Genomic DNA, 19,556 nt, shown 5'->3' with positions numbered 1-19,556 from the left:
TCAGTTCGGATCTTTCCGCCCGCACCACCGGCTCCGGAGGTTCGCCGATCGTGTACCGAAGACCGTTACGTGGACTGCTGTACGGCCTGATGGCCGCCGTGTTCGCCTGCGGGGGAGCGGTGGCCGCGGCCCCCGCGGCCCAGGCCGCGGCCGTGTGCGCGCCGGACCCCACCGCCCAGGGCCACCGCGCCCAGGCGTCGGGCGACCCGGTGGAGGTACGACGGGACGACGGCCGCGTGGACCGCCTCCAGCTGTTCTACGAGACCCCGGGCCCGAGCTCGCACCTGCCCTTCGTCTGGCACCAGGCGCAGGACGAGCCCGGCGGCTCGTACGGCCCGTGGCGGCGCGTCGGCGCGACACCCGTCGGGCCGAAGCTCTACCAGGTCACCGCGGCCGAGAACCGCGGCGGACGGCTGGAGGTGTTCTTCCCCTCCTACGGCGCGTTCTGCCACACCGTGCAGGATCCGGACGAGGACGGCTGGGGCCCCACGGAGGGCTTCGGGCTGAACCCCGCCCCCTACCACGGCGGCGTCGTGCTGTTCACCGAGGCCGACGGGCGGCTCCACGCCTTCGCGTCGGGCTCCACCGGCGCCGACTCGATGCAGGTGCGCAGCCAGGAGGACGCCTCCTCCGACGCGTGGGGGCCGGTGCGGAGCCTGGGCAAGGTGCCCGACCCCTTCGTGGGCCTCGGCGCGCCGTCCTCCGTCGTCCAACTGTCCGACGGGCGGCTGCGCGTCGTCGCCCGCGAGTGGAACCGCGACCGCTACTGGCAGATCACCGAGCGCGAGCGCTTCCGGTCCTGGGGCACGTGGGAACTCTGCGCCACCCAGGCCTGCGGCTGACCGGACGACGGACGACCGGCCGGGGCAACCTCAGCCGAAGGAGATGTTGCCCCGCCCCGCGACAGCCCGCAGACCGCGGGCCGCGCAGCCGGTCACATCGGCGGTGGGCACCGCCCGGCCGTGGACGTGGCGGTGCGCCATCCGCCCCGCGACGGCGTTCCCGCTGAGGAACGCGTCGGCGGGGGTGTAGCCGCTGCCGCGCCCGGCCGGCGTGAACCGTGTGGTGCCGGCCTTGTAGCCGCGCCGGTCCCAGCCGTGGTACCAGGTGATGGTGCCCGACCCCTCGAGCCGGTCGGCGGTGAGGCAGTTGGCCATGCCGGCGCCGTGCAGGACGAGCCGTCCGGACCGGACGCCGCGCTGGCTGCCGTCCGGGGAGGTGCAGCGGTCGAGCAGGACCGTGCCCGTCGCCGAGACCTGGCGCAGCCGCCCCGTCACGCTCGGGCGGAAGGTGATGGGCCGTCCGGGGGCGGTCTGCAGGGCGCAGGTCAGGGCGGTGCGCGCCAGGCTCCGCGCGGGCGCCGGCGCGGCCGCGGCGGCCCCGGCCCTCTGGCCGGTCGTGGTGGCCAGGACACCGAGCAGCAGGACGCCGACGGCCGAGAGGACGGCGGCGATGCGCGGACGCTGGGTGACGGTCATGTCGGGATCCTCTTCCTCTCGGTCTGTTTCTGCTGCGCCGGTACGGCACCCGCGGGCGCGGACGGCAGGAACGCGGTGTCCAGCCCCAGCCGCCGGTGCAGGCGCGACAGCGGCGCCGGCGCCCACCAGTTGGCCAGGCCGGCCAGCCGCATGAGGGCGGGCACGAGGACGCCGCGTACAACGGTGGCGTCCACGAGCACGGCGAGCGCGATGCCGCAGCCGGCCATCCGCAGCAGGGCCACGGAGGAGGCCAGCAGCGGCAGCACCGCGATCACGACGAGCACCGACGCCGTGGTGACCACCCGTCCGGTACGGGCGATGCCGCCGACCACCGCGTCGCGGCAGCCGGCACCGGCCCGGTACTCCTCCTGGACGCGCGCGACGAGGAAGAGCTCGTAGCCCACGGCGGCCCCGAAGGCGAAGCAGAACATCACCGCCGCCACCATGGACGCCGCCGGCCCGTCCGGCACCGCGAACGGGACCGGCAGCCCGAGCGGACGGCCCTCCTGGAAGAGGCGGACCGTCACGCCGAGGCCGGCGCCCATACCGAGCGCGGCCAGCACGACCGCCCTGAGCGGAACGACCACCGAACCGGTGAACAGCAGGAGCAGCACCAGCACACCGCCGATCAGCAGGGCGCCGACGACGGGCAGTGAGCGGGCCAGGGCCGCCCCGGTGTCCAGCTCCCGTGCCGGGGAACCGGTGACCAGGTGCGGGCCCGGGGCGGGCAGCGCGCGCAGCGTCCGTACCAGAGCGGCGTCGTCCGACGGCGGACCCGAACCAGTCACCGCCAGCCAGGTCGCACCCATGGTGATGTGCACCAGCGACCCGGGCGTGGGACCGGCGGCCTCACGCCCGTCGGCGTACGTGCCCAGCCCCGTCACCACGCGCGCCACGTCCGGGCGCAGGGACAACCGGCGGGCGTAGTCGGCCACTTCCGCCTCCTGCTCGACGGCGTCGGTGGACGGCAGCACGACGGTGACGGCCCGGTCGAAGGGAAGCGCGAAGTCCCGCGCGATTCCCGCGGCGACGGTGCGGGACGCCGGCCCGGCCGAGGGCGGACCGTCGTCGGCAACACCGGGACTTGTGTGCGTGAAGGGCAGCGCCGCCGCGGCGAGCAGCAGCACGCAGCAAGCGGCGGCCAGTACGGGCCGGCCGGTGGCCACCCCGGCGACGCGCCGCCACAGCGGACTCCCGTCCGTCCGCCCCCGGCGCCACCGGGCGAACGGGTCACCGCGGTCGAGCCACTGGCCCAGCGGCACCAGCGACGCGGGCAGCACCAGCGTCGTGGCGAGCCCCGCGCACACCACGACCGCGATGGCCCCGCAGGCCAGGGAGCGTGCGAACGGAACGGGCAGCAGCAGCATGGGCGTCAGGCAGACGGCGATCGTGCCGCTGGAGAACAACACCGTGCGGCCCGCGGTACGCAGGGTGCGCGCCATGGCCTCCTGGCCGTCGCCACCGGCCGCCCCGAGCTCCCGGCGGTAGCGGCTGATCAGGAACAGGCCGTAGCCGACGGCCACCGCGAAGCCGAGCGCCGTGACCACGTTCGTGGCGAGCGCGGACACCGGCATCGCCTCGCCGAGCGCGCACATCAGCGCGTAGCCGCCCAGCACCGCGAACAGGCCGGTCAGCACCGGCAACAGGGCCGCGACCGGCGTGCCCAGGGCCACTACCAGCGCCGCCGCCGTCAGCGGCACGACCAGCAGCCCCGCCCGCAGCAGCTCGTGCCGGCTGACGTCGGTATACCGCGAGGAGTCATGGGCCGTGCCGGTCGCCGAGACCCGCAGCGGTCCGTGGACGCCGGTGAAGCGCGGGACGAGGCGTGCGGCGGTCCGCGCCGCGGCCGCGTCGTCCCCCGCCAGGTCGGCCACGATCAGCGCGCCCCGCCCGTCCCGGCTCAACAACTCCGGGGCGCCGGTGTTCCAGTAGGAGCGGACGCGTTCGACGCCCGGCTGCCGGGCGAGGTCGGCGGTCAGGCCGAGCCCGGCCCGGCCTGCCTGTTCGGACGTGGCGGGCACGTCCGCGTCGGCCCGCAGGACGAGGTCCGGCGGGCCGGCGTGGAACCACTCGGCCAGCACCGCGTCGGCCCGCGCGGCCTCCGTGCCGGTGGCCGCGTAACCGCCGCCGGAGAACCCGGGGCGTGCCCCCAGGACCCACAGGCCGAGGGCCGCGCTCAGCAGAGCGGCCCCGACGATCACCCGCCACGGACGGCTCGTCACCCACCGCACCACCATGTTCCTTCACCGTTCCGTCCACGTCGGGGGTCGTGTCCCGGGTATACGGGCGCCGACGGGCGAGGCCGCGGGCGGCACGCCCGTCCGCGCCCGTCCTCACCCGTACGCCGCACCCCGGCACCCCGGGCCTGCTACGCCGTCACTTCCGCACCGTGCCGAACACGCGCCGGTCACCGCGCCGGGAAACGCACCGGACGAGGTGCGCCGAAGGGCGGCTTCCCGCTTGGCCGGGACGCGCTCTGACCAGGTCGATTGTCAGTGCCCCGCCGTAAAATGGAGGGAGTTGAGAAAGAGCGCACGACCACGTCAGGAGGATGCCGATGGCTGTAGCCGCAACGTCCCTTACCGAGCTGCCGAGCCTTGCGACCCTGCCGAAGAAGCGGCTGCCCGCCGGGCGCCCGCGCGATTGGTACGAGTCGCACAACCGCCGGCTGAAGGCCATGCGCCTGGCCATCGCGCTGCTCCACTCCGGCGTCTACCGCCCGAGGACGGCCAGCAACCGCAGGATACGGACCGTCGCGGCCGAGATCGGGGTGCACCGGCCCTCCGACATCACCTGCCGGATGGTGCGCACCCTCATCCGCGGCGAGGACGGCCGCTAGCGGGGCCCGGCCGGGGCCGTCCGGAGCTACGCCCCAAGGCGCCGGTCCTTCGCCTCCGCGGCGGGGGCGAAGGACCGGTCGGCCGAATCGCCCCTCGGCGTCCGGGCGGCCGGGATGCCGGGCGCACAGCCGGCCCTGTCCGCAGGGGCGGCCGGACCGCCCAGCAAACCGAGTACGGCGGCGGTCCCGAGGGTCATGACGGCGGTACGGCGCATGAAGTACCTCTTATCCGGTCATCGGTTTTGACATATCAGTGCCTGCCCCCGCGCCCTTCCGGACAAGCCCCGTGTCGCCCGTACGGGGCAAGGGGAATCGGTGCTTCGGTCGTGTGTACGCGGGGATCGGCGGTTGTCCGGTTAGCGTGAGGCCGGATCATCCACCGAACGGGAAGGGGCCGCCGTGATGGCCGCACCACCGGAGGGCATGCCGTGCTGGGCCGACGCGATGTTCGCCGACCTCGAGGGCGCGAAGGACTTCTACGGTGGCGTGCTGGGCTGGACCTTCGGCGAGAGCGACGCGGAATACGGCGACTACACGCAGGCCTACTCCGACGGCAAGGCGGTGGCCGCCGTCTACCCCCAGATGCCCGGCCAGCCCAACCGGTCGGCCTGGTGCCTGTACTTCGCCTCGCCCGACATCGCCGAGACCGCCCGGAAGATCAGCGACAACGACGGCGAGGTCCTGGTGGAGCCGATGCGGGTGGGCGAGTTCGGCTCCCTGATGGTCGCGCGGGATCCCGGCGGAGTGGTGTTCGGCGTCTGGCAGCCGGGCCGGCACGAGGGGTTCGAGAAGCGCGACACACCGGGGTCGTACTGCTGGGCCGAGGTCTTCACGCGCGCGCCCGCGGAGGCGGACGCCTTCTTCCCGGCCGTGTTCCCCTTCACCGTGCGGCGCCTGGAGGACGACGCGGTCGACTTCAAGCTCTTCGACCTGGGCGGCCGGTCGGTCCTGGGGCGGATGCGGATGACCGACGACTTCCCGCCCGAAGTGCCGCCGTACATCAATGTGTTCTTCGCGGTGGGCGACTGCGACGCGGCGGTGGCGAAGGCCACCGAGCGCGGGGGCCGGCTGCACTTCGGTCCGATGGACAGTCCGTTCGGGCGGTTCGCGGCGCTGAGCGACCCGCAGGGTGCGGCCTTCGCCGTGATCGACACGGGGTCGACGAAGGGCGAGATGCCGCGGATGACGACGGAGTCGTAGTCCCGGTGGGAAGCGGTCCCGGTGGGAAGCGGGCCGGCCACCCGCCCGCAGTGGCGGGTGGCCGGTACCGGCTCAGCCGTTGGCGGATCCGTTGCCCGAGATGATCGGGATTTCTTCCAGCAGGTGCGACAGCGGGTCGTCGCCGTCGGCGATGGTGGAGTTCTCGGTGCACTGCTGTTGCTGCTGAGAGGTGAGGACCGGAACGTCCTGGACGCCGACGTTGATCAGCGCGAGCAGCGACTGGACGCCGAGCTTGCCGACGCCGATGCACAGCTTGTTGAGCGAGCCCTGGACCGCGCTGATCTGGGGGCTCTCCTTGCCCCCGGTCTCCGTCTTGCCGTACTCGCTCTCCGAGCCGTTGCCGTTGAGGGTGTCCCGCCTGTCGCCGGGGTTCGCCATGGCGGGGCCGCCGACGAGTCCGACCGCGGAGGCCGTCAGAACGGCCGTTGCGAGAGCTTTCTTGAGCACGTCTGTGTCCTTCGATCAGTGAGGGCAACCCGGGGAAGGGCAGTCACCTGGGTAACTCCGGCCGCCTCCCGAGGTTTCGAACGCTCACTCATTCGCCCCTGATGCATGATCTGATTTCTATCGCCACGCACTTAAATCGGCCTAAATATCAGCCTTTTGGTGCGGTGCAGTGCGGTGCGGTCGCCGGCCGGGGGACACCCGGCCGGCGCCGTGACTCACCGGGTGCCGCGGATCACCCGCGCAGAAACCCGTCGCCGTGCACCGCGATGTGCGCTTCCAGGGCGTTGAGCGCGTCCTGGGTCGCCTGCCCGGTCCCCGTCCCGCGCTGCTCGGCGTAGTAGGCGGCGCCGAGACGCTTCAGCAATTCATTGCCTGCTCGTTGCTGCTGCACCTCGTCGACCTTCTGTTTTCCCTGGTTGAGGGCGTTCTGGGCCTGCTCTTTGGCGCGGTCGAGGAATCCGGCCATCTCTGCCTCCAGTGGTGTGCGGATCTTTCGCTACGCACCCAGCGTGCCGCCGCAGGAGCCGTTGCGCGGGTGTTTGCGCCATGCGGCCTGGTTGGTGTCGCCGCGCCGGGTGGAGCCGGATCCCGTTGCCGCGGCCGAAAAGACGCTCTCCTCATGATCCCGCTCTTTGGCTAGCGTGCCTCGGCGCGGGGGTCAGGTCGCTCGGACAAGGGGCATGCCGGAATGTTCTATCACTTCTTCAAGAACGTGGTTCTGATACCGCTGTTGAGGTGGGTCTTCAGGCCGAAGGTCGAAGGCATGGGGTACCTGCCGCAATCCGGTGCGGCCATCATCGCGGGGAACCACCTGTCGTTCTCGGACCACTTCATGATGCCGGTGATGGTCAAACGCCGGATCACCTTCCTCGCCAAGATGGAGTACTTCACCGGAAAGGGACTCAAGGGCCGGCTGATCGCCGCGTTCTTCCGCGGCATCGGCGGAATTCCGGTGGACCGTTCGGGCAAGGAGGCGGCGCAGGCGGCGGTCGACACCGCGCTGGGGGTGCTGGAGCGGGGCGAGCTGCTCGGCATCTACCCCGAGGGCACGCGCTCGCACGACGGGCGGCTGTACAAGGGCAAGGTCGGCGTGGCGGCCATGGCCCTGAAGTCGGGGGCACCGGTGATCCCCTGCGCCATGATCGGGACGTTCGAGGCGCAGCCGACGGGACGTCTGCTGCCCCGTCTCGTGCCGATCACCATCCGGTTCGGTGAGCCGCTGGACTTCTCCCGCTACGCCGGGATGGAGGACCACCGCGCGGTGCTGCGAGCGGTCACGGACGAGATCATGTACGCGATCCTGAAGCTCTCGGAACAGGAGTACGTCGACACCTACGCGGCCGAGGCCAAGGCGGCCCTGCGCCTGGCGCCCCCGGCCGCGGGGCCCGCCGACCGTGACCTGGTCCGGCACGGCGGTCACGGTGGCCACGAGAGCACCAACCGGCCGGCGGCGGCCTGACATCGGGTCACCTCACCGACGCACGGTCCGCCACTCCCGGGGGGCGCCCGGGAGAGGCGGCGCCGTCAGCGCCGTCGCATCTCAGCGCCGGCGGCGCCGGAGCATCACCGGCAGGGCCGCCGTGAAGGCCAGGGCCCCCGGTGCGACGTCCGCGGCCGCGTTGATGCCCGGCTGGTCGAAGGTGTCGGCGACCGGCAGGGTGTCCCAGCGGGTGATCGGCCAGGCGATGACGAACGCCCGGCCCACGACCTTGCCGACGGGCACGAAGCCCTGGTTCCTGTCCTCCTGGTGGTAGCGGGAGTCCGCCGAGTCCTGGCGGTGGTCGCCCATCACCCAGAGCTTGCCCTCGGGCACGGTGACCTTGAACTGGCCACCCTTGTCGTCGCTGCACGGGGTGTTCCCGGCGAAGACGTACGGCTCGACGAGCTCCTTGCCGTTGACCTTCACCGGTCCCGTGCCCGAGCACTCGACCGTGTCGCCCGCCACCCCGATCACCCGCTTGATCAGGTTCTCCTCGTCGGAGGACGGCATCAGACCGACGAAGCCGAGGGCCTTCTGCACGGCGTTGGGCTCGCTCGTCGGCACCCCGCGCAGCCAGTGGTCCGGGTCGCGGAAGACCACGACCTCGCCGCGCTCGGGCTTGGAGCCGAACCACGGCGTCAGCTTGTCGACCAGGACACGATCGCCTATCTGCAGCGTGTTCTGCATCGAGTTCGACGGGATGGAGAACGCCTGCATCAGAAAGGTCTTGATGAGCAGCGCCAGCACGAGGGCGATCCCGATGAGGAACGGCAACTCCTTCCAGAAGGAACGTTGCTTCCTCTCCGTCCGCCGCCCGCCCCGCCTGCCGCCCGGCCGGTCGCCGTCGTCCCGGGCGTCGCCGCCCGCGTCGACGGGATCGTCGGTCTGCGCTGGATTCCCCACTTGTACTCCTCAGTCCGTGCTGCGGCCCGCCTGCCGACCATGGCGCGGGCCCACCACTTACACAACGATCGGGAGTTCCGGGCCGTCAGTGCCTCGCCAATTGTCGCCGATGCCGACCTGCTCATGATCAGCGGGTCGCCGGTCCCGGACACGCCCTAGCTGCGCGCCTTCCGCAGGCGTTCGCAGGCGCGCAGCTCACGCCCGTCCGAGTTGCACACCTCGAACCAGGCGTTCTTCAGGCCGTAGCGGATGTTGTCCTTGCCCGCGTCCTGCTCGCCGTCCGGATTGTCCGTCAGATCGATCGTGTGAGCGCCGTACCGGTCCTCGTAGTGCATTCGCAGCCGGCCGCCCCAGCCGTCGCCGTAGGCGTCGCGGTCGTCCCTGGAGTACGGCACGACGTACTCGATGCCGTACCAGCCGTCGCCGGTGTCCCAGTAGCGGTACCCCACGCTCGCGAGCGTCGTGCCGTTGGTGCTCCTGCCCTCGAACAGGCTGAAGACGGGGCCGCGTCCTTTCGCGGTCCCGGCCGCGGAGGTGGCGGAGGCGGCCGAGGCCGCGGGCGGCCGGGACGGATCGGAGTGCGCGGCTCCGGAGGACGGGTGGCGCGCCCCGCTCAGCAGCCAGTAGCCCACGGCGGCCAGTGCCAGCAGCACCGTCACCGCCGAGACCGGCAACAGCCGGGCCCGCCGGGCCGCCGCCTTCGGCGCAGGCTCCTGCGCGTCCGAGGCCTCCTCCGGCCCGTCCTCCGCCTCCGCCTCCGCCTCTGCTTCCGGGCCCGGCTCAGGCTCAGGCTCCGGGCGCCGGTCAACGGGAACGGCGTCAGCGGGCTCGGCCGCCGCGATCCGGTCCCGGGCCTCGAGCCACGCCCCCAGCCGCTCGCCCTCCCCGCAGGTGCGCACGAACGCGGTGAGCACTTCCGGGCGCGGGAGGGCCTCCCGCGCGAGGGCATCGGAGAGCGTGCTGCGCGCCAGTACCTCACCCCGCTCGGCCGCGCGCTGTTCGAGCTGGCGTAACGTCAGATTGGAGCGCTCCTTGAGTTTCCGCATGAGCGCGACGAACTCCCCCGTGTCCCGGGCCCGCCCGGGATCGATTCTCTCCGTGCTCGCCATGGCGCATATCGTTGCCGCGTTCGCACCGGGTGGCAATCAGCCGTCATGCCGTGCTCGGTGTCGAACGGATATCGGCGGTTCGACCCATTGTCCCGGGCGGCGCGGTCGTCGGAAGCTGTACTCGTCGTACCGGCTTTCGCCATCACCAGCGGGGGATCCCCATGACCGACCGGACCGGACGCGCGCCCGCGCGCCGCGCCGCAGCAACCGCCCTCACCGCCGTCGCGACGGCGGCCATCGCCCTGACCGGAACCCCGGCACTCGCCGCCGGGGGCGCCGTGCCCGCCTTCCTGGAGCCCGCGCAGCTGCCGCCGCACCCGGCGTCGGCCTGGTACGCAGGGCCGGTGACGAGCGGGGTGCCGGACCCGCTGCCGTTCTGTGTGGGGGAGACCCTGCCGGGCGCCACCTCGCGTTACCGCCAGTACTGGACGGAGTTCGACACCAACGCCCGGCAGATCACCGTGGTCGAGCGCGACGAGGCGAGAGCGAAGACCCTCGCGGAGCTGCTGAACCAGGCCGTCAGGACCTGCGCGGCACGGGTGGAACAGCAGGATCCGGACACCACCGCCGAGTGGCGGAACTACGGCACGGTGGACGTGGAGGAAGGCGCCCGCGTCCACGGGGTGCGCACCACCCACGCCTGGACGGGCAACGACGTCCACCTGTTCTCGGTCGGCCGGGACGGCAGGACCGTCACCGTCGTGCACTGGGCGCAGATGGGGACGTTCGAGCACGCACAGGTGAGCGACTTCAGGAAGACCACCCACACGGCCGTCGACAAGCTCTACTGACCCTCGTGACGCGCGTCCGTCGCGCCGCGACCGCCCGGCCGGAGTCCGCCGTCACCCGACGGCGGACTCCGCCACGATCGCCACGACGAGGACCACCACGAAGAACGCCACGACGCCGCCGCAGCCGTTGAGCAGCACGGTACGGACCAGCCCCGCCGGCCGCCCCTGGGCCGCGCGGTGGGCGGACAGCCGGGCCAGCAGCCCGGCGGGGGCGACGAGCACGGCGATCGCCAGCCACCACCAGGCGTAGACCGGGGGCGCCCCCACGTGCCCGCCGAGCAGTCCGGCGCACAGGCCCACCGCGGTCACCACCGCCGCCGACACCGCCCCCGCCGCGGCCGGCACCCACCACCAGGCGTCGTCACCGCCGAAGCGTCTGCCCGCCCGGAACGCGAGCGAGGCGGTGGGCATGACGAGCGTCAGCGTGAGGAGCAGGGACACCGCGGTCGCGATCACCAGCCAGACGGGCAGGAAGAAGACGGCGAGCGCGCCGCTGTCGCCCTCGGGGCCGGGGTGCGCCAGCCCCCAGAGGAACAGGGCGGCCGAGGCGAAGGCCAGCTCCACGACCATCCCGGCCGTCGACGCGCGGACGGCCGCCCATATCCATACCTTGCGACCTGCGGTGGTGCTGTTCACCCCGCCATGATCCGCCGCACTCGTGACGGGGGATCACGCGGGGTGCGCCGCGGGCCCGGACGGGAGCCGGCCCGCGGACTCAGGCCTTCCGGCGCTTGGCGACAGTCGTGACGATCACGGGGAGCAGCAGCTCGAGGGCCCGGCCGACGGCCGGGGCGGGCAGGCCGGTCTCCTTCGCGACGGAGTCGGACACCGGGCCGGAGATCTCGGCGAGCACCGAGGACATCAGCTCGCCGCCGCGCCGGTCGCCGAATCCCTCGGGAAGGGCGGAGACGGTGGCCGCGACGACCCGTCTGGCTCCGTCGGAGTCGGTGCCGAGCTCTCCGGCGAGTTCCTGGATGCGGTCCTCGCCCAGCTCCTCGAGGACGTCGTTGCGCAGCGCGTCATCTCCCATGGGCCCGAGATTACGCTCGCGGGACCGTCCAGGTACGCAACGTAGCGAGGTCGGACGGTGATCGGGACTGAACAAATGTTTCTTTCTTCGTGCAACCGTACAAGCTTGTCGATCATCTCTAGAAGTGTGGTGGGGGGTGCCGTCGCGCCAGTGGCGGCAAGGCTGTGGCCCGCCGCGTCGTATCTGTCGCTGCTGTAAGAAAGGTCGACTCACGTGCACGTCGCAACGGGCCGTCGTACCGTCCTGCTGGCATCCGCCCTCATGGGTTCCCTGGTGCTCTCCGCGTGTTCCGGGGGCTCGGGTTCGGACGCCGACTCCAAGGCCGAGGCGCGCGTCACCGTCACGCCGGGGGGCGGCAAGGACGTCAAGCTCGGCTCGCCGATATCGGTCAAGGCCGACGGCGGGCGTCTGACCGGGGTGGAGGTCAAGGACGACAAGGGGCAGAAGGTCGAGGGCAGGCTGGCCGACGACGGGGCGTCCTGGACCTCGGACAGCAAGGTCGGCCCCCGGACCACCTACACCGTGCGCACCACCGCGAAGGGCGGCAAGGACGGCAAGGGCAAGGAGTCCTCGGCGACCACCACCTTCACCACCCAGCAGGCCCCGAGCGTCAACAAGCTCACCAACGCCCCGAGCAACGGGCAGACCGTCGGTACGGGCATGCCGGTCTCGATCCTCTTCGACCATCCCATCGACAAGGGCAAGCGCGCGGAGATAGAGAAGGCCCTGACGGTCACCAGCGAGCCGAAGGTGGAGGGTGCCTGGGGCTGGGTGAAGGACTGGTCGGGGCAGGACCGCATCGACTGGCGGCCCAGGACCTACTGGCCGTCGGGGACCAAGGTCTCGGTGAAGGGGAACCTCTCCGGCATCGACTCCGGCGAGGGCGGCTGGTTCGCCAAGAACTACACCTTCGGCTTCACCATAGGCGCCGACCACAAGGCCGTGATCGACGTGCCCTCGCACACCCTGACGATGTACGAGAACGGCAAGCCGGTCGGTGACATCAAGGGCTCCGCCGGTTCCCCGGTCGACCCCACCCGCGGCGGCATCCACACGGTCCGCAGCAAGAACGCGGACGAGGTCATGGACTCGTCCACCATCGGCCACGGCAACGAGTGGATGCTCGACTCCAAGTGGGTCACCCACCTGACCGCCTCGGGCACCTTCCTGCACTCCGCGCCCTGGAACAAGTCGATCGGCGTGGAGAACAACAGCCACGGCTGCTTCGGCATGACCACCGCCGACGCCAAGAAGGTCTACGACTTCCTGCAGATCGGCGCCACCGTCGAGGTCAAGAACACCACCAGCACCAAGCAGACCGATGTCGGCAACGGTCTCGAGGTCTGGCAGGAGACCTGGGAGCAGTGGCAGAAGCGCACCGCGCTGAAGTGACAGGCCAAATCCCTCGGCGCCCCTTACCGCGCCCCTCCGCAGGAGAGTTCCGGCTCTCCTGCGGATTTTTGTTTCCAAAAATAGGTGGCCTCGACATTCACCCCTCAGGGTCAGCGTGGCATTACTTAGGGTAATTCCTGCTGTTACGGTCGCCACATAGAGCGGCCGGTTGCCTTTTCGTTACACAGGATTCCTTTGGCGCCAGTTTCCGGGCTCTGCGCCCGGCTAGCGTATGCAATTAATAAAGTCAACTCTCCGTAAAGCCTTGACGGCATACAGGCGCGCCTCACACCATTCACCTCATGGACTGGATCGGGCCACGTGTCCGATAGCCGATGGGCACCGGTCCGCACCTTCCGAACAACCCTCGGGATTCGGCTTCGCCAGCCGGGTCCCGAGCATGCTGTTCCCCCCTCCAGTGAAGGCGAAGACATATATGAGTGACCGCACCCTCACTGCGGCCGACACCCAGCCCGGCGGCGCCGCCCCGGCCTCGACGTCCACCCACGTCGACGCCGGTGACGCGGGCTACAGCAAGGACCTCAAGTCCCGCCACGTCAACATGATCGCGATCGGCGGGGCGATCGGCACCGGGCTCTTCCTCGGTGCCGGTGGCCGTCTCCACAACGCCGGCCCCTCCCTGTTCATCGCGTACGCGGTCTGCGGGCTCTTCGCCTTCTTCGTCGTCCGTGCGCTGGGCGAGCTGGTTCTCTACCGCCCCTCCTCCGGAGCGTTCGTCTCCTACGCCCGTGAGTTCATGGGTGAGAAGGGCGCCTTCACGGCGGGCTGGCTCTACTTCCTGAACTGGGCCACCACCGGCATCGCCGACATCACGGCCGTGGCCACCTACACCCACTACTGGGGAATGTTCAGCGACATCCCGCAGTGGGTGCTCGCCCTGATCGCCCTCGCGGTCGTGCTCACCGTGAACCTGATCTCGGTGAAGTACTTCGGTGAGATGGAGTTCTGGTTCGCGATCATCAAGGTCGCCGCCATCACCCTCTTCATGGTCGTCGGTATCTTCCTGCTGGCCAGCCAGCACGAGGTCGGCTCCAGCACCCCGGGCCTGGCGAACATCACCGACAACGGTGGCGTCTTCCCGATGGGTGTCATGCCGATGCTGCTGGTCATCCAGGGTGTCGTCTTCGCCTACGCCTCCGTCGAGCTGTGCGGTGTGGCCGCGGGTGAGACCAAGAACCCCGAGAAGATCATGCCGAAGGCGATCAACTCGATCATGTGGCGTGTCGGCCTGTTCTACGTCGGCTCGGTCGTCCTGCTCGCGCTGCTGCTGCCGTTCAGCGAGTACGTCGCCGGCGAGAGCCCGTTCGTCACGGTCCTGTCGAAGATCGGCGTGCCGTACGCGGCCGGCGTGATGAACCTCGTGGTCCTCACCGCGGCGCTCTCCAGCCTGAACTCCGGCCTGTACTCCACCGGCCGCATCCTCCGCTCGATGGCCATGTCCGGCTCCGCGCCGAAGTTCACCGGCCTGATGAACAAGGGCCAGGTGCCCTACGGCGGCATCCTGCTCACCGCGTTCTTCTGTGTGCTGGGTGTCGGTCTGAACTTCGTCGTCCCGGCGGACGCCTTCGAGATCGTGCTGAACTTCGCCGCGATCGGCATCATCGGCACCTGGGGCATGATCATGGTCTGCTCCCTGCTGTTCTGGCGCCGCTCCCAGGACGGCCGGGTCACCCGCCCCGGCTACAAGCTGCCCTGGGCGCCCTACACCCAGATCGTCACGCTGGTCTTCCTGGCCGGTGTGCTGGGTCTGATGGCCGCCGAGCCCGGCGCCGGCCGCACCACGGTGCTGTGCCTGCCGATCATCGTGGCGATGCTCGTCGGCGGCTGGTTCATGGTCCGGGGCAAGGTCGCCCGTACCCAGGCCGAGGCCGAGCTGCAGAAGGCCGGGGCCACCGAGCAGTCGTAACCCCCATATCGACTGATCGGCCCCGGGCCCTGACGGAGGCGCCCACCGCGGTTCACGACCGCGGTGGGCGCCTCCGGCGTTTACGCGCGCGGTGCCGCCGTCACCCGCCGTCAGCCGAGGAAGGTGACCTCCGGGTAGGCCGCCGAGGGGCTGTCGAGCAGCGCGCCGGACCTGCCGCGCAGGTGGCGGTCGAAGAAGGCGGCGGCGTAGTCACGGGTGAGCGCGGTCGCCCGGTCCGCCTTCAGGGTGCCGAACGCCCCCGGGACCGCCTCCGGCGGAATCCGGTCGGGCATGCCGAACCGCTCCACGACCCAGGGGTAGTCGGTGAAGCTCAGATGCCCGCCGTCGGCGACGTCGAGCCAGCGCTTCCAGCCGGTCAGCCGCTGCCAGGTGCGGTCCCAGTCGGCCCGGTTCTCCGGGGACCTCTGGCGCTGGGCGCCGAGCAGCATGACCGGGCGCCCCAGGCCCTCGGCGGGCGGCTCGGCGAAGAAGTTGCCGTCCATGTTGATCGCGGCGGTCACGCGCGGGTCCTCGCGCAGCACCCGCACCGCGCTCGCGCCGCCGATGGAGTGCCCGGCCACGCCGATGCGGCGCCGGTCGACGGACAGGCCGCTGCCGGGGGCCGTCAGCCGGTCGAGGACGAAGCCGATGTCCTTGGCCCGGTTGCCGATGACGTCGCCCACGTTCGGCTTGTCGCAGATCAGGCAGTCCTCGACGCGCCCGCCGGGGAACTCCACGGGGGCTTCGTAGGTGTGGTCGACCGCGGCCACGGCGTACCCGCGGGCCGCCAGGTCCTCGCCGAGCGCGGTGAGCGAGGTGCGGCTCAGGCCGAAGCCCGGGGACAGCACGACCAGGGGGCGGGCCTTGGGGGCGGGCAGGGCGTTGACGATCGCGTGGGTGCGGACGCCGGCGAGGTCCTCCTTGCCGGTGATCTTCCTGGACAGCTCCTTCGAGGCATAGGGCGCCGGCTTCCCGTGGCGCACCGCCGCCGGGTACCACAGGGAGACCATCAGCTCGCGGTGGCCCGCGGCCGGCTTCCACGGGTCGGGGCGTGAGCCGTCGACCAGGTGCAGGGTTCTGGTGCCGACCGGGGTGTTCGTCGTGGGCGCGGGCACCTCGGCGGGAGCGGCGGGACGGGGTGCGGCCGCGGCGGCGGAGGGGATCTGGGGAGCGGCGAGGGCCGCCAGGAGTGCAGCGGCCATGAACGACCGCCGGGACGTCTTCCTCAACATGATCAACACGCTAGACAGCCGTGCCGGGCCGGGCATCCGACTCAAGAGCGAGAAGTGATCATTCCACTACTCCCGCCGGTGCAGGCCGTCGGCCCGGCGGTGGATTGCCGGCCCACCGCGCTCCGTCGCGCCCGGCCCTTCAACTGCACGGCGACCACGGCCACCTGAGCGCATACGGTAGCGAGAAGATCGTCCGCGACCTGCGGATCCATCGGATCCTGGAAGGAACCAACGAGATCATGCGCCTGATCGTGGCCCGTGGGCCGGCCGGAAAGGGGGCCGTGCGATGACCGACGACTCCGTCCTCGTACACACCGAGGGGCGCGCCGGCCGCCTCACCCTCAACCGGCCCAGGGCCATCAACGCACTCGACCACACCATGGTCCGCCGCATCGACCGGGCGCTCACCGACTGGGAGGCGGACCCCGCCGTCGAGACCGTCGTCATCACCGGCGCGGGCGAGCGCGGGCTGTGCGCGGGCGGCGACATACGCTCCATCCACGCCGACGCGAGCTCGGGCGGGGGAGCGGCCTCGGCGGACTTCTGGCGCGACGAATACCGGCTCAACGCCCGCATCGCCCGCTACCCCAAGCCCTACGTGGCCGTCATGGACGGCATCGTGATGGGCGGCGGTGTCGGCGTCTCGGCCCATGGCAGCGTACGGATCGTCACCGAACGCTCCAAGGTCGCCATGCCCGAGACCGGCATCGGCTTCGTACCCGACGTCGGCGGCACCTACCTGCTCGCCCTCGCACCCGGCGGGCTCGGCACCCACCTCGCCCTCACCGGCGCCGCGGTCGGGGCCGGTGACGCCCTGCTGTGCGGGCTCGCCGACCACTACGTACCGTCCGGCTTGCTGCCGGCCCTCCTCGCCGGCCTCGCGCACGAGGCGGCCGCCGACGTCCTGCCCGGCCACGTCCGGCCGGCACCGGACGGCGAACTCGCCGGACACCGCGAGTGGATCGACCACTGCTACGCCGCCGAAACCGTCGAGGACATCGTGGACCGCCTCCTCGAGACGGGCGTTCCCGCCGCGAAGGAGGCCGCGGAGACGATCCTGGCGAAGTCCCCCACCGCCGTGAAGGTCACGCTCGCCGCGCTGCGCCGCGCCCGCGACCTCGGTCCGCTGGAGCGCGTGCTGGAACAGGAGTACCGCGTCTCCTGCGCGGCCCTGGCCACCGCGGACCTGGTGGAGGGCATCCGCGCCCAGGTCGTCGACAAGGACCGCACCCCGCGCTGGTCGCCCGCCACCCTCGCCGAGGTCACCGACGAGGACGTGGCCCGCTTCTTCGCCCCGCTCGGCGAACGGGAGTTGTCCCTGCGCCCATAAAGAAATACCCCGGCCGCATTGACGACCGGGGTATTTCCCTGCGTATATTGGGGGTTTCCATGCCTTGACCGAATCAGGGCATGGGGAAGCTTTGTGAAGTCATCATATCCGGGCGGGAGTCGAATTGTCAAACGAGGAAACGCGGCACGAGCAGGAATTCCTCGACCTGCTGTACGGCCGCCTCGCCGAGCTGCGGTCCGGAGCCGAAGCCGCGGTGCGCACCGCCCTGTCGCCCGCCGGCAACACCCACCAGGCCCGGCTCGAACGCGACGTCGTGGTCGCCGAGCAGTCCGGGCTGCTGGCCGCCTTCGACGCCGGCGAGCGCGGCCTGTGCTTCGGCAGGCTGGCCTTCCGCGACGGCCGCGACCACCACATCGGCCGCATCGGCATCCGGCGCGACGACGCCGAGCGCACCCCGCTCGTCGTCGACTGGCGGGCCGACGTGGCGCGCCCGTTCTACCTCGCCACCGGACACACCCCCATGGGGCTGCGCCGCAGGCGCCACATCACCACCGAGAGCCGGCGGGTCACCGCCCTGCACGACGAGATCCTGGACCTCACCGACACCGAACGCACCGGACACGAGGGAACCGACGCCGACGCCGTCCTCCTCGCCGCCCTGGACTCGGCGCGCACCGGCCGGATGCACGACATCGTGCAGACCATCCAGGCCGAACAGGACCGCATCATCCGCGCCCCGCACCACGGCGTCCTCGTCGTCGAGGGCGGCCCCGGTACCGGCAAGACCGTCGTCGCCCTGCACCGCGCCGCCTACCTGCTCTACGCACACCGCGAACAGCTCGCCCGGCGCGCCGTGCTGATCGTCGGGCCCAACCCGGCGTTCCTCGGCTACATCGCCGAGGTGCTGCCCTCGCTCGGCGAGACGGGCGTCCTGCTCGCCACGCCCGGCGAACTCCTCCCCGGCGTACGGGCGACCGGAACCGACACCCCCAGGGCCGCCGAGGTCAAGGGCGGCTCCGCCATGGCCGCCGCCCTGGCCCGCTTCGTGCGCGACCGCCAGACCCTGCCCGAACCGGCCACCGTCGTCCACCACGAGGACGGCGAACTGCTGCTGCACGCCGAACTCGTGGAAGAGGCCCGCCGCCACGCGCGCGAGACCCGGTTGCCGCACAACCTCGCCCGCCCCTACTTCGCCTTCCGCGTCATCGACGCCCTCACCGCACAACTGGCCGACCGGCTGGGCGCGGACCCGTACGGAGGCCCCAACTTCCTCGGCCCCGACGACATCGCCCAGCTCGGCAAGGCGGTCGCGGCCAGCCGCGAGGTGCACGCCGCCATCGAGGAGCTGTGGCCCGTCCTCACGCCGCAGCGCTTGGTCGCCGACTTCCTCGCCGACCCCGTCCACCTCCCGGACGCCGACGCGGACGCCATCCGCCGCACCGGCGGCGACTGGACCCCGGCCGACGTGGCGCTGCTCGACGAGGCCGCCGAACTCCTCGGCGAGGACGACTCGGCGGCCCGCGCCGCCGCCGAGGCCGAACGCCAGGAGCGCATCGCCTACGCGCAGGGCGTCCTCGACCTCTCCTACGGCTCGCGCACCCAGGAGTTCGAGGACCTCGAGGACGAGGACTCCGAGGTGCTGGCCGCGCACGACCTCGTCGACGCCGAACGGCTCGCCGAGCGTCACGAGGAGGCCGACCACCGCAGCGCCGCCGAGCGCGCCGCCGCCGACCGGACCTGGGCGTTCGGCCACGTCATCGTCGACGAGGCGCAGGAGCTGTCCCCGATGATGTGGCGGCTGCTGATGCGCCGCTGTCCCACCCGCTCGATGACCCTCGTCGGCGACCCGGCACAGACCGCCGAACCGGGCGGCTGCGGATCGTGGGAGACCGCGCTGACCCCCTACGTCGGCGACCGCTGGGAGCATGTGCGGCTCGGCGTCAACTACCGCACACCGATGGAGATCATGGAGGTGGCGGCGGAGGTCGCCCGGTCCGCCGACGCCTCGTTCCGGCCGCCGTCGTCGATCCGCTCCACGGGCGTGCGGCCCTGGGCCCACCGCGCCGACGACCTGCCGCGCGCCGTGGCCGAGGCCGTGGCACGCGAGACCCGTGCGGAGGGCAGGCTGGCGGTCATCGCCGAGCGCCGCCACCACGAGGCCCTGTCCGCCGCCCTTCCGGCCGCCTCCGCGGGCCGCGCGCCCGACCTGACCAGCCCGGTCGTCCTGCTCGACCCCCGGCAGGCCAAGGGCCTGGAGTTCGACGCGGTCATCGTGGTGGAACCGGCGGAACTCGGGGTCAGCGACCTCTATGTCGCCCTGACCCGCGCGACCCAGCGGCTGGGCGTGATACACACCGGGGCGCTGCCCGCCGGGCTCGAGGCCCTGCCCGCCGCCTGAGACACCCGGGGGGCGGGC

The 19,556-nt window shown here is 71.7% G+C and carries 18 protein-coding genes and 1 pseudogene; 10 read left to right on the top strand and 9 right to left on the bottom strand.

Annotated elements, in window-relative coordinates; genetic code table 11:
• Window positions 1-50: 50 nt before the first annotated feature.
• The gene (locus ACIG36_RS11550) at window positions 51-842 is read left to right on the top strand and encodes a hypothetical protein (protein WP_399925570.1); all 792 of its coding nucleotides are present in this window, start codon (window positions 51-53) and stop codon (window positions 840-842) included.
• A 30-nt stretch (window positions 843-872) separates the two neighbouring features.
• Here the strand turns inward: ACIG36_RS11550 and ACIG36_RS11545 are convergent, their stop codons facing one another.
• Entirely contained in the window at window positions 873-1,478 is a 606-nt protein-coding gene (locus ACIG36_RS11545) for a hypothetical protein (RefSeq protein ID WP_399925568.1), read from the bottom strand.
• Complete coding sequence (locus tag ACIG36_RS11540; protein ID WP_399925566.1) at window positions 1,475-3,700, bottom strand: MMPL family transporter; 2,226 nt, start codon at window positions 3,698-3,700, stop codon at window positions 1,475-1,477. The genes ACIG36_RS11545 and ACIG36_RS11540 overlap by 4 nt, the downstream gene beginning before the upstream one ends.
• Before the next feature lie 335 nt (window positions 3,701-4,035).
• Here ACIG36_RS11540 and ACIG36_RS11535 point away from each other — a divergent pair, with 335 nt between their 5' ends.
• Both ACIG36_RS11535 and ACIG36_RS11530 read left to right on the top strand, forming a co-directional pair.
• Entirely contained in the window at window positions 4,036-4,317 is a 282-nt protein-coding gene (locus ACIG36_RS11535) for a hypothetical protein (RefSeq protein WP_399925564.1), read from the top strand.
• A 402-nt stretch (window positions 4,318-4,719) separates the two neighbouring features.
• Window positions 4,720-5,517: a VOC family protein gene (locus tag ACIG36_RS11530; RefSeq protein WP_399925562.1), complete on the top strand. Its 798-nt coding sequence runs from the start codon at window positions 4,720-4,722 to the stop codon at window positions 5,515-5,517.
• A gap of 72 nt (window positions 5,518-5,589) precedes the next feature.
• Here the strand turns inward: ACIG36_RS11530 and ACIG36_RS11525 are convergent, their stop codons facing one another.
• Together ACIG36_RS11525 and ACIG36_RS11520 are read right to left on the bottom strand one after the other, a co-directional pair.
• Complete coding sequence (locus tag ACIG36_RS11525) at window positions 5,590-5,985, bottom strand: rodlin (RefSeq protein ID WP_399925560.1); 396 nt, start codon at window positions 5,983-5,985, stop codon at window positions 5,590-5,592.
• Window positions 5,986-6,217: 232 nt separating this feature from the next.
• Window positions 6,218-6,451 (bottom strand): hypothetical protein, encoded by a 234-nt coding sequence (locus ACIG36_RS11520; RefSeq protein ID WP_399925558.1) that lies wholly within the window; start codon window positions 6,449-6,451, stop codon window positions 6,218-6,220.
• 222 nt (window positions 6,452-6,673) lie between these two features.
• On the opposite strand from ACIG36_RS11520, the gene ACIG36_RS11515 reads away from it, so the two are divergent.
• Window positions 6,674-7,444 (top strand): lysophospholipid acyltransferase family protein, encoded by a 771-nt coding sequence (locus ACIG36_RS11515; RefSeq protein ID WP_399925555.1) that lies wholly within the window; start codon window positions 6,674-6,676, stop codon window positions 7,442-7,444.
• An 81-nt stretch (window positions 7,445-7,525) separates the two neighbouring features.
• Here ACIG36_RS11515 and lepB read toward each other — a convergent pair whose 3' ends face one another.
• Window positions 7,526-8,368 carry a signal peptidase I gene (gene lepB, locus ACIG36_RS11510; protein ID WP_399925553.1) on the bottom strand — a complete coding sequence of 281 codons (843 nt, stop codon included), beginning with the start codon at window positions 8,366-8,368 and terminating at the stop codon, window positions 7,526-7,528.
• A gap of 155 nt (window positions 8,369-8,523) precedes the next feature.
• A complete protein-coding gene (locus ACIG36_RS11505) occupies window positions 8,524-9,477 on the bottom strand; it encodes a hypothetical protein (RefSeq protein WP_399925552.1) in 954 nt (317 codons plus the stop codon).
• A gap of 161 nt (window positions 9,478-9,638) precedes the next feature.
• Between ACIG36_RS11505 and ACIG36_RS11500 the strand changes: the two genes are divergently transcribed.
• The gene (locus ACIG36_RS11500) at window positions 9,639-10,268 is read left to right on the top strand and encodes a hypothetical protein (protein ID WP_399925550.1); all 630 of its coding nucleotides are present in this window, start codon (window positions 9,639-9,641) and stop codon (window positions 10,266-10,268) included.
• Between the two features lie 51 nt (window positions 10,269-10,319).
• On the opposite strand, the gene ACIG36_RS11495 is transcribed toward ACIG36_RS11500, so the two are convergent.
• Together ACIG36_RS11495 and ACIG36_RS11490 are read right to left on the bottom strand one after the other, a co-directional pair.
• Entirely contained in the window at window positions 10,320-10,904 is a 585-nt protein-coding gene (locus tag ACIG36_RS11495; protein WP_399925548.1) for a hypothetical protein, read from the bottom strand.
• Window positions 10,905-10,983: 79 nt separating this feature from the next.
• Window positions 10,984-11,298 carry a DUF937 domain-containing protein gene (locus ACIG36_RS11490; protein WP_399925546.1) on the bottom strand — a complete coding sequence of 105 codons (315 nt, stop codon included), beginning with the start codon at window positions 11,296-11,298 and terminating at the stop codon, window positions 10,984-10,986.
• A 213-nt stretch (window positions 11,299-11,511) separates the two neighbouring features.
• Between ACIG36_RS11490 and ACIG36_RS11485 the strand changes: the two genes are divergently transcribed.
• On the top strand, window positions 11,512-12,690 hold the full coding sequence (locus tag ACIG36_RS11485; RefSeq protein WP_399925544.1) for an Ig-like domain-containing protein: 1,179 nt from the start codon (window positions 11,512-11,514) through the stop codon (window positions 12,688-12,690).
• 436 nt (window positions 12,691-13,126) lie between these two features.
• Complete coding sequence (locus ACIG36_RS11480; protein WP_399925542.1) at window positions 13,127-14,617, top strand: amino acid permease; 1,491 nt, start codon at window positions 13,127-13,129, stop codon at window positions 14,615-14,617.
• Between the two features lie 110 nt (window positions 14,618-14,727).
• On the opposite strand, the gene ACIG36_RS11475 is transcribed toward ACIG36_RS11480, so the two are convergent.
• Window positions 14,728-15,819 (bottom strand): alpha/beta hydrolase family protein, encoded by a 1,092-nt coding sequence (locus tag ACIG36_RS11475; protein ID WP_399925540.1) that lies wholly within the window; start codon window positions 15,817-15,819, stop codon window positions 14,728-14,730.
• Between the two features lie 164 nt (window positions 15,820-15,983).
• Between ACIG36_RS11475 and ACIG36_RS11470 the strand changes: the two are divergent.
• The 3 genes and pseudogenes from ACIG36_RS11470 to ACIG36_RS11460 form a co-directional block, all read left to right on the top strand.
• Window positions 15,984-16,139, top strand: a pseudogene (locus tag ACIG36_RS11470) (acyl-CoA dehydrogenase family protein); the annotation flags it as partial.
• Window positions 16,136-17,179 (top strand): enoyl-CoA hydratase/isomerase family protein, encoded by a 1,044-nt coding sequence (locus tag ACIG36_RS11465; protein ID WP_399925538.1) that lies wholly within the window; start codon window positions 16,136-16,138, stop codon window positions 17,177-17,179. The pseudogene ACIG36_RS11470 and the gene ACIG36_RS11465, both read left to right, overlap by 4 nt.
• 124 nt (window positions 17,180-17,303) lie before the next feature.
• Complete coding sequence (locus ACIG36_RS11460) at window positions 17,304-19,538, top strand: HelD family protein (protein ID WP_399925536.1); 2,235 nt, start codon at window positions 17,304-17,306, stop codon at window positions 19,536-19,538.
• Window positions 19,539-19,556 lie beyond the last annotated feature (18 nt).

Origin of the sequence: Streptomyces sp. NPDC053048 (assembly GCF_044547045.1) — a bacterium.
Classification (GTDB): Bacteria; Actinomycetota; Actinomycetes; order Streptomycetales; family Streptomycetaceae; genus Streptomyces.
The sequence above is the reverse complement of the archived record's forward strand: the minus strand, read 5'-3'. Positions and strand labels throughout refer to the sequence as shown.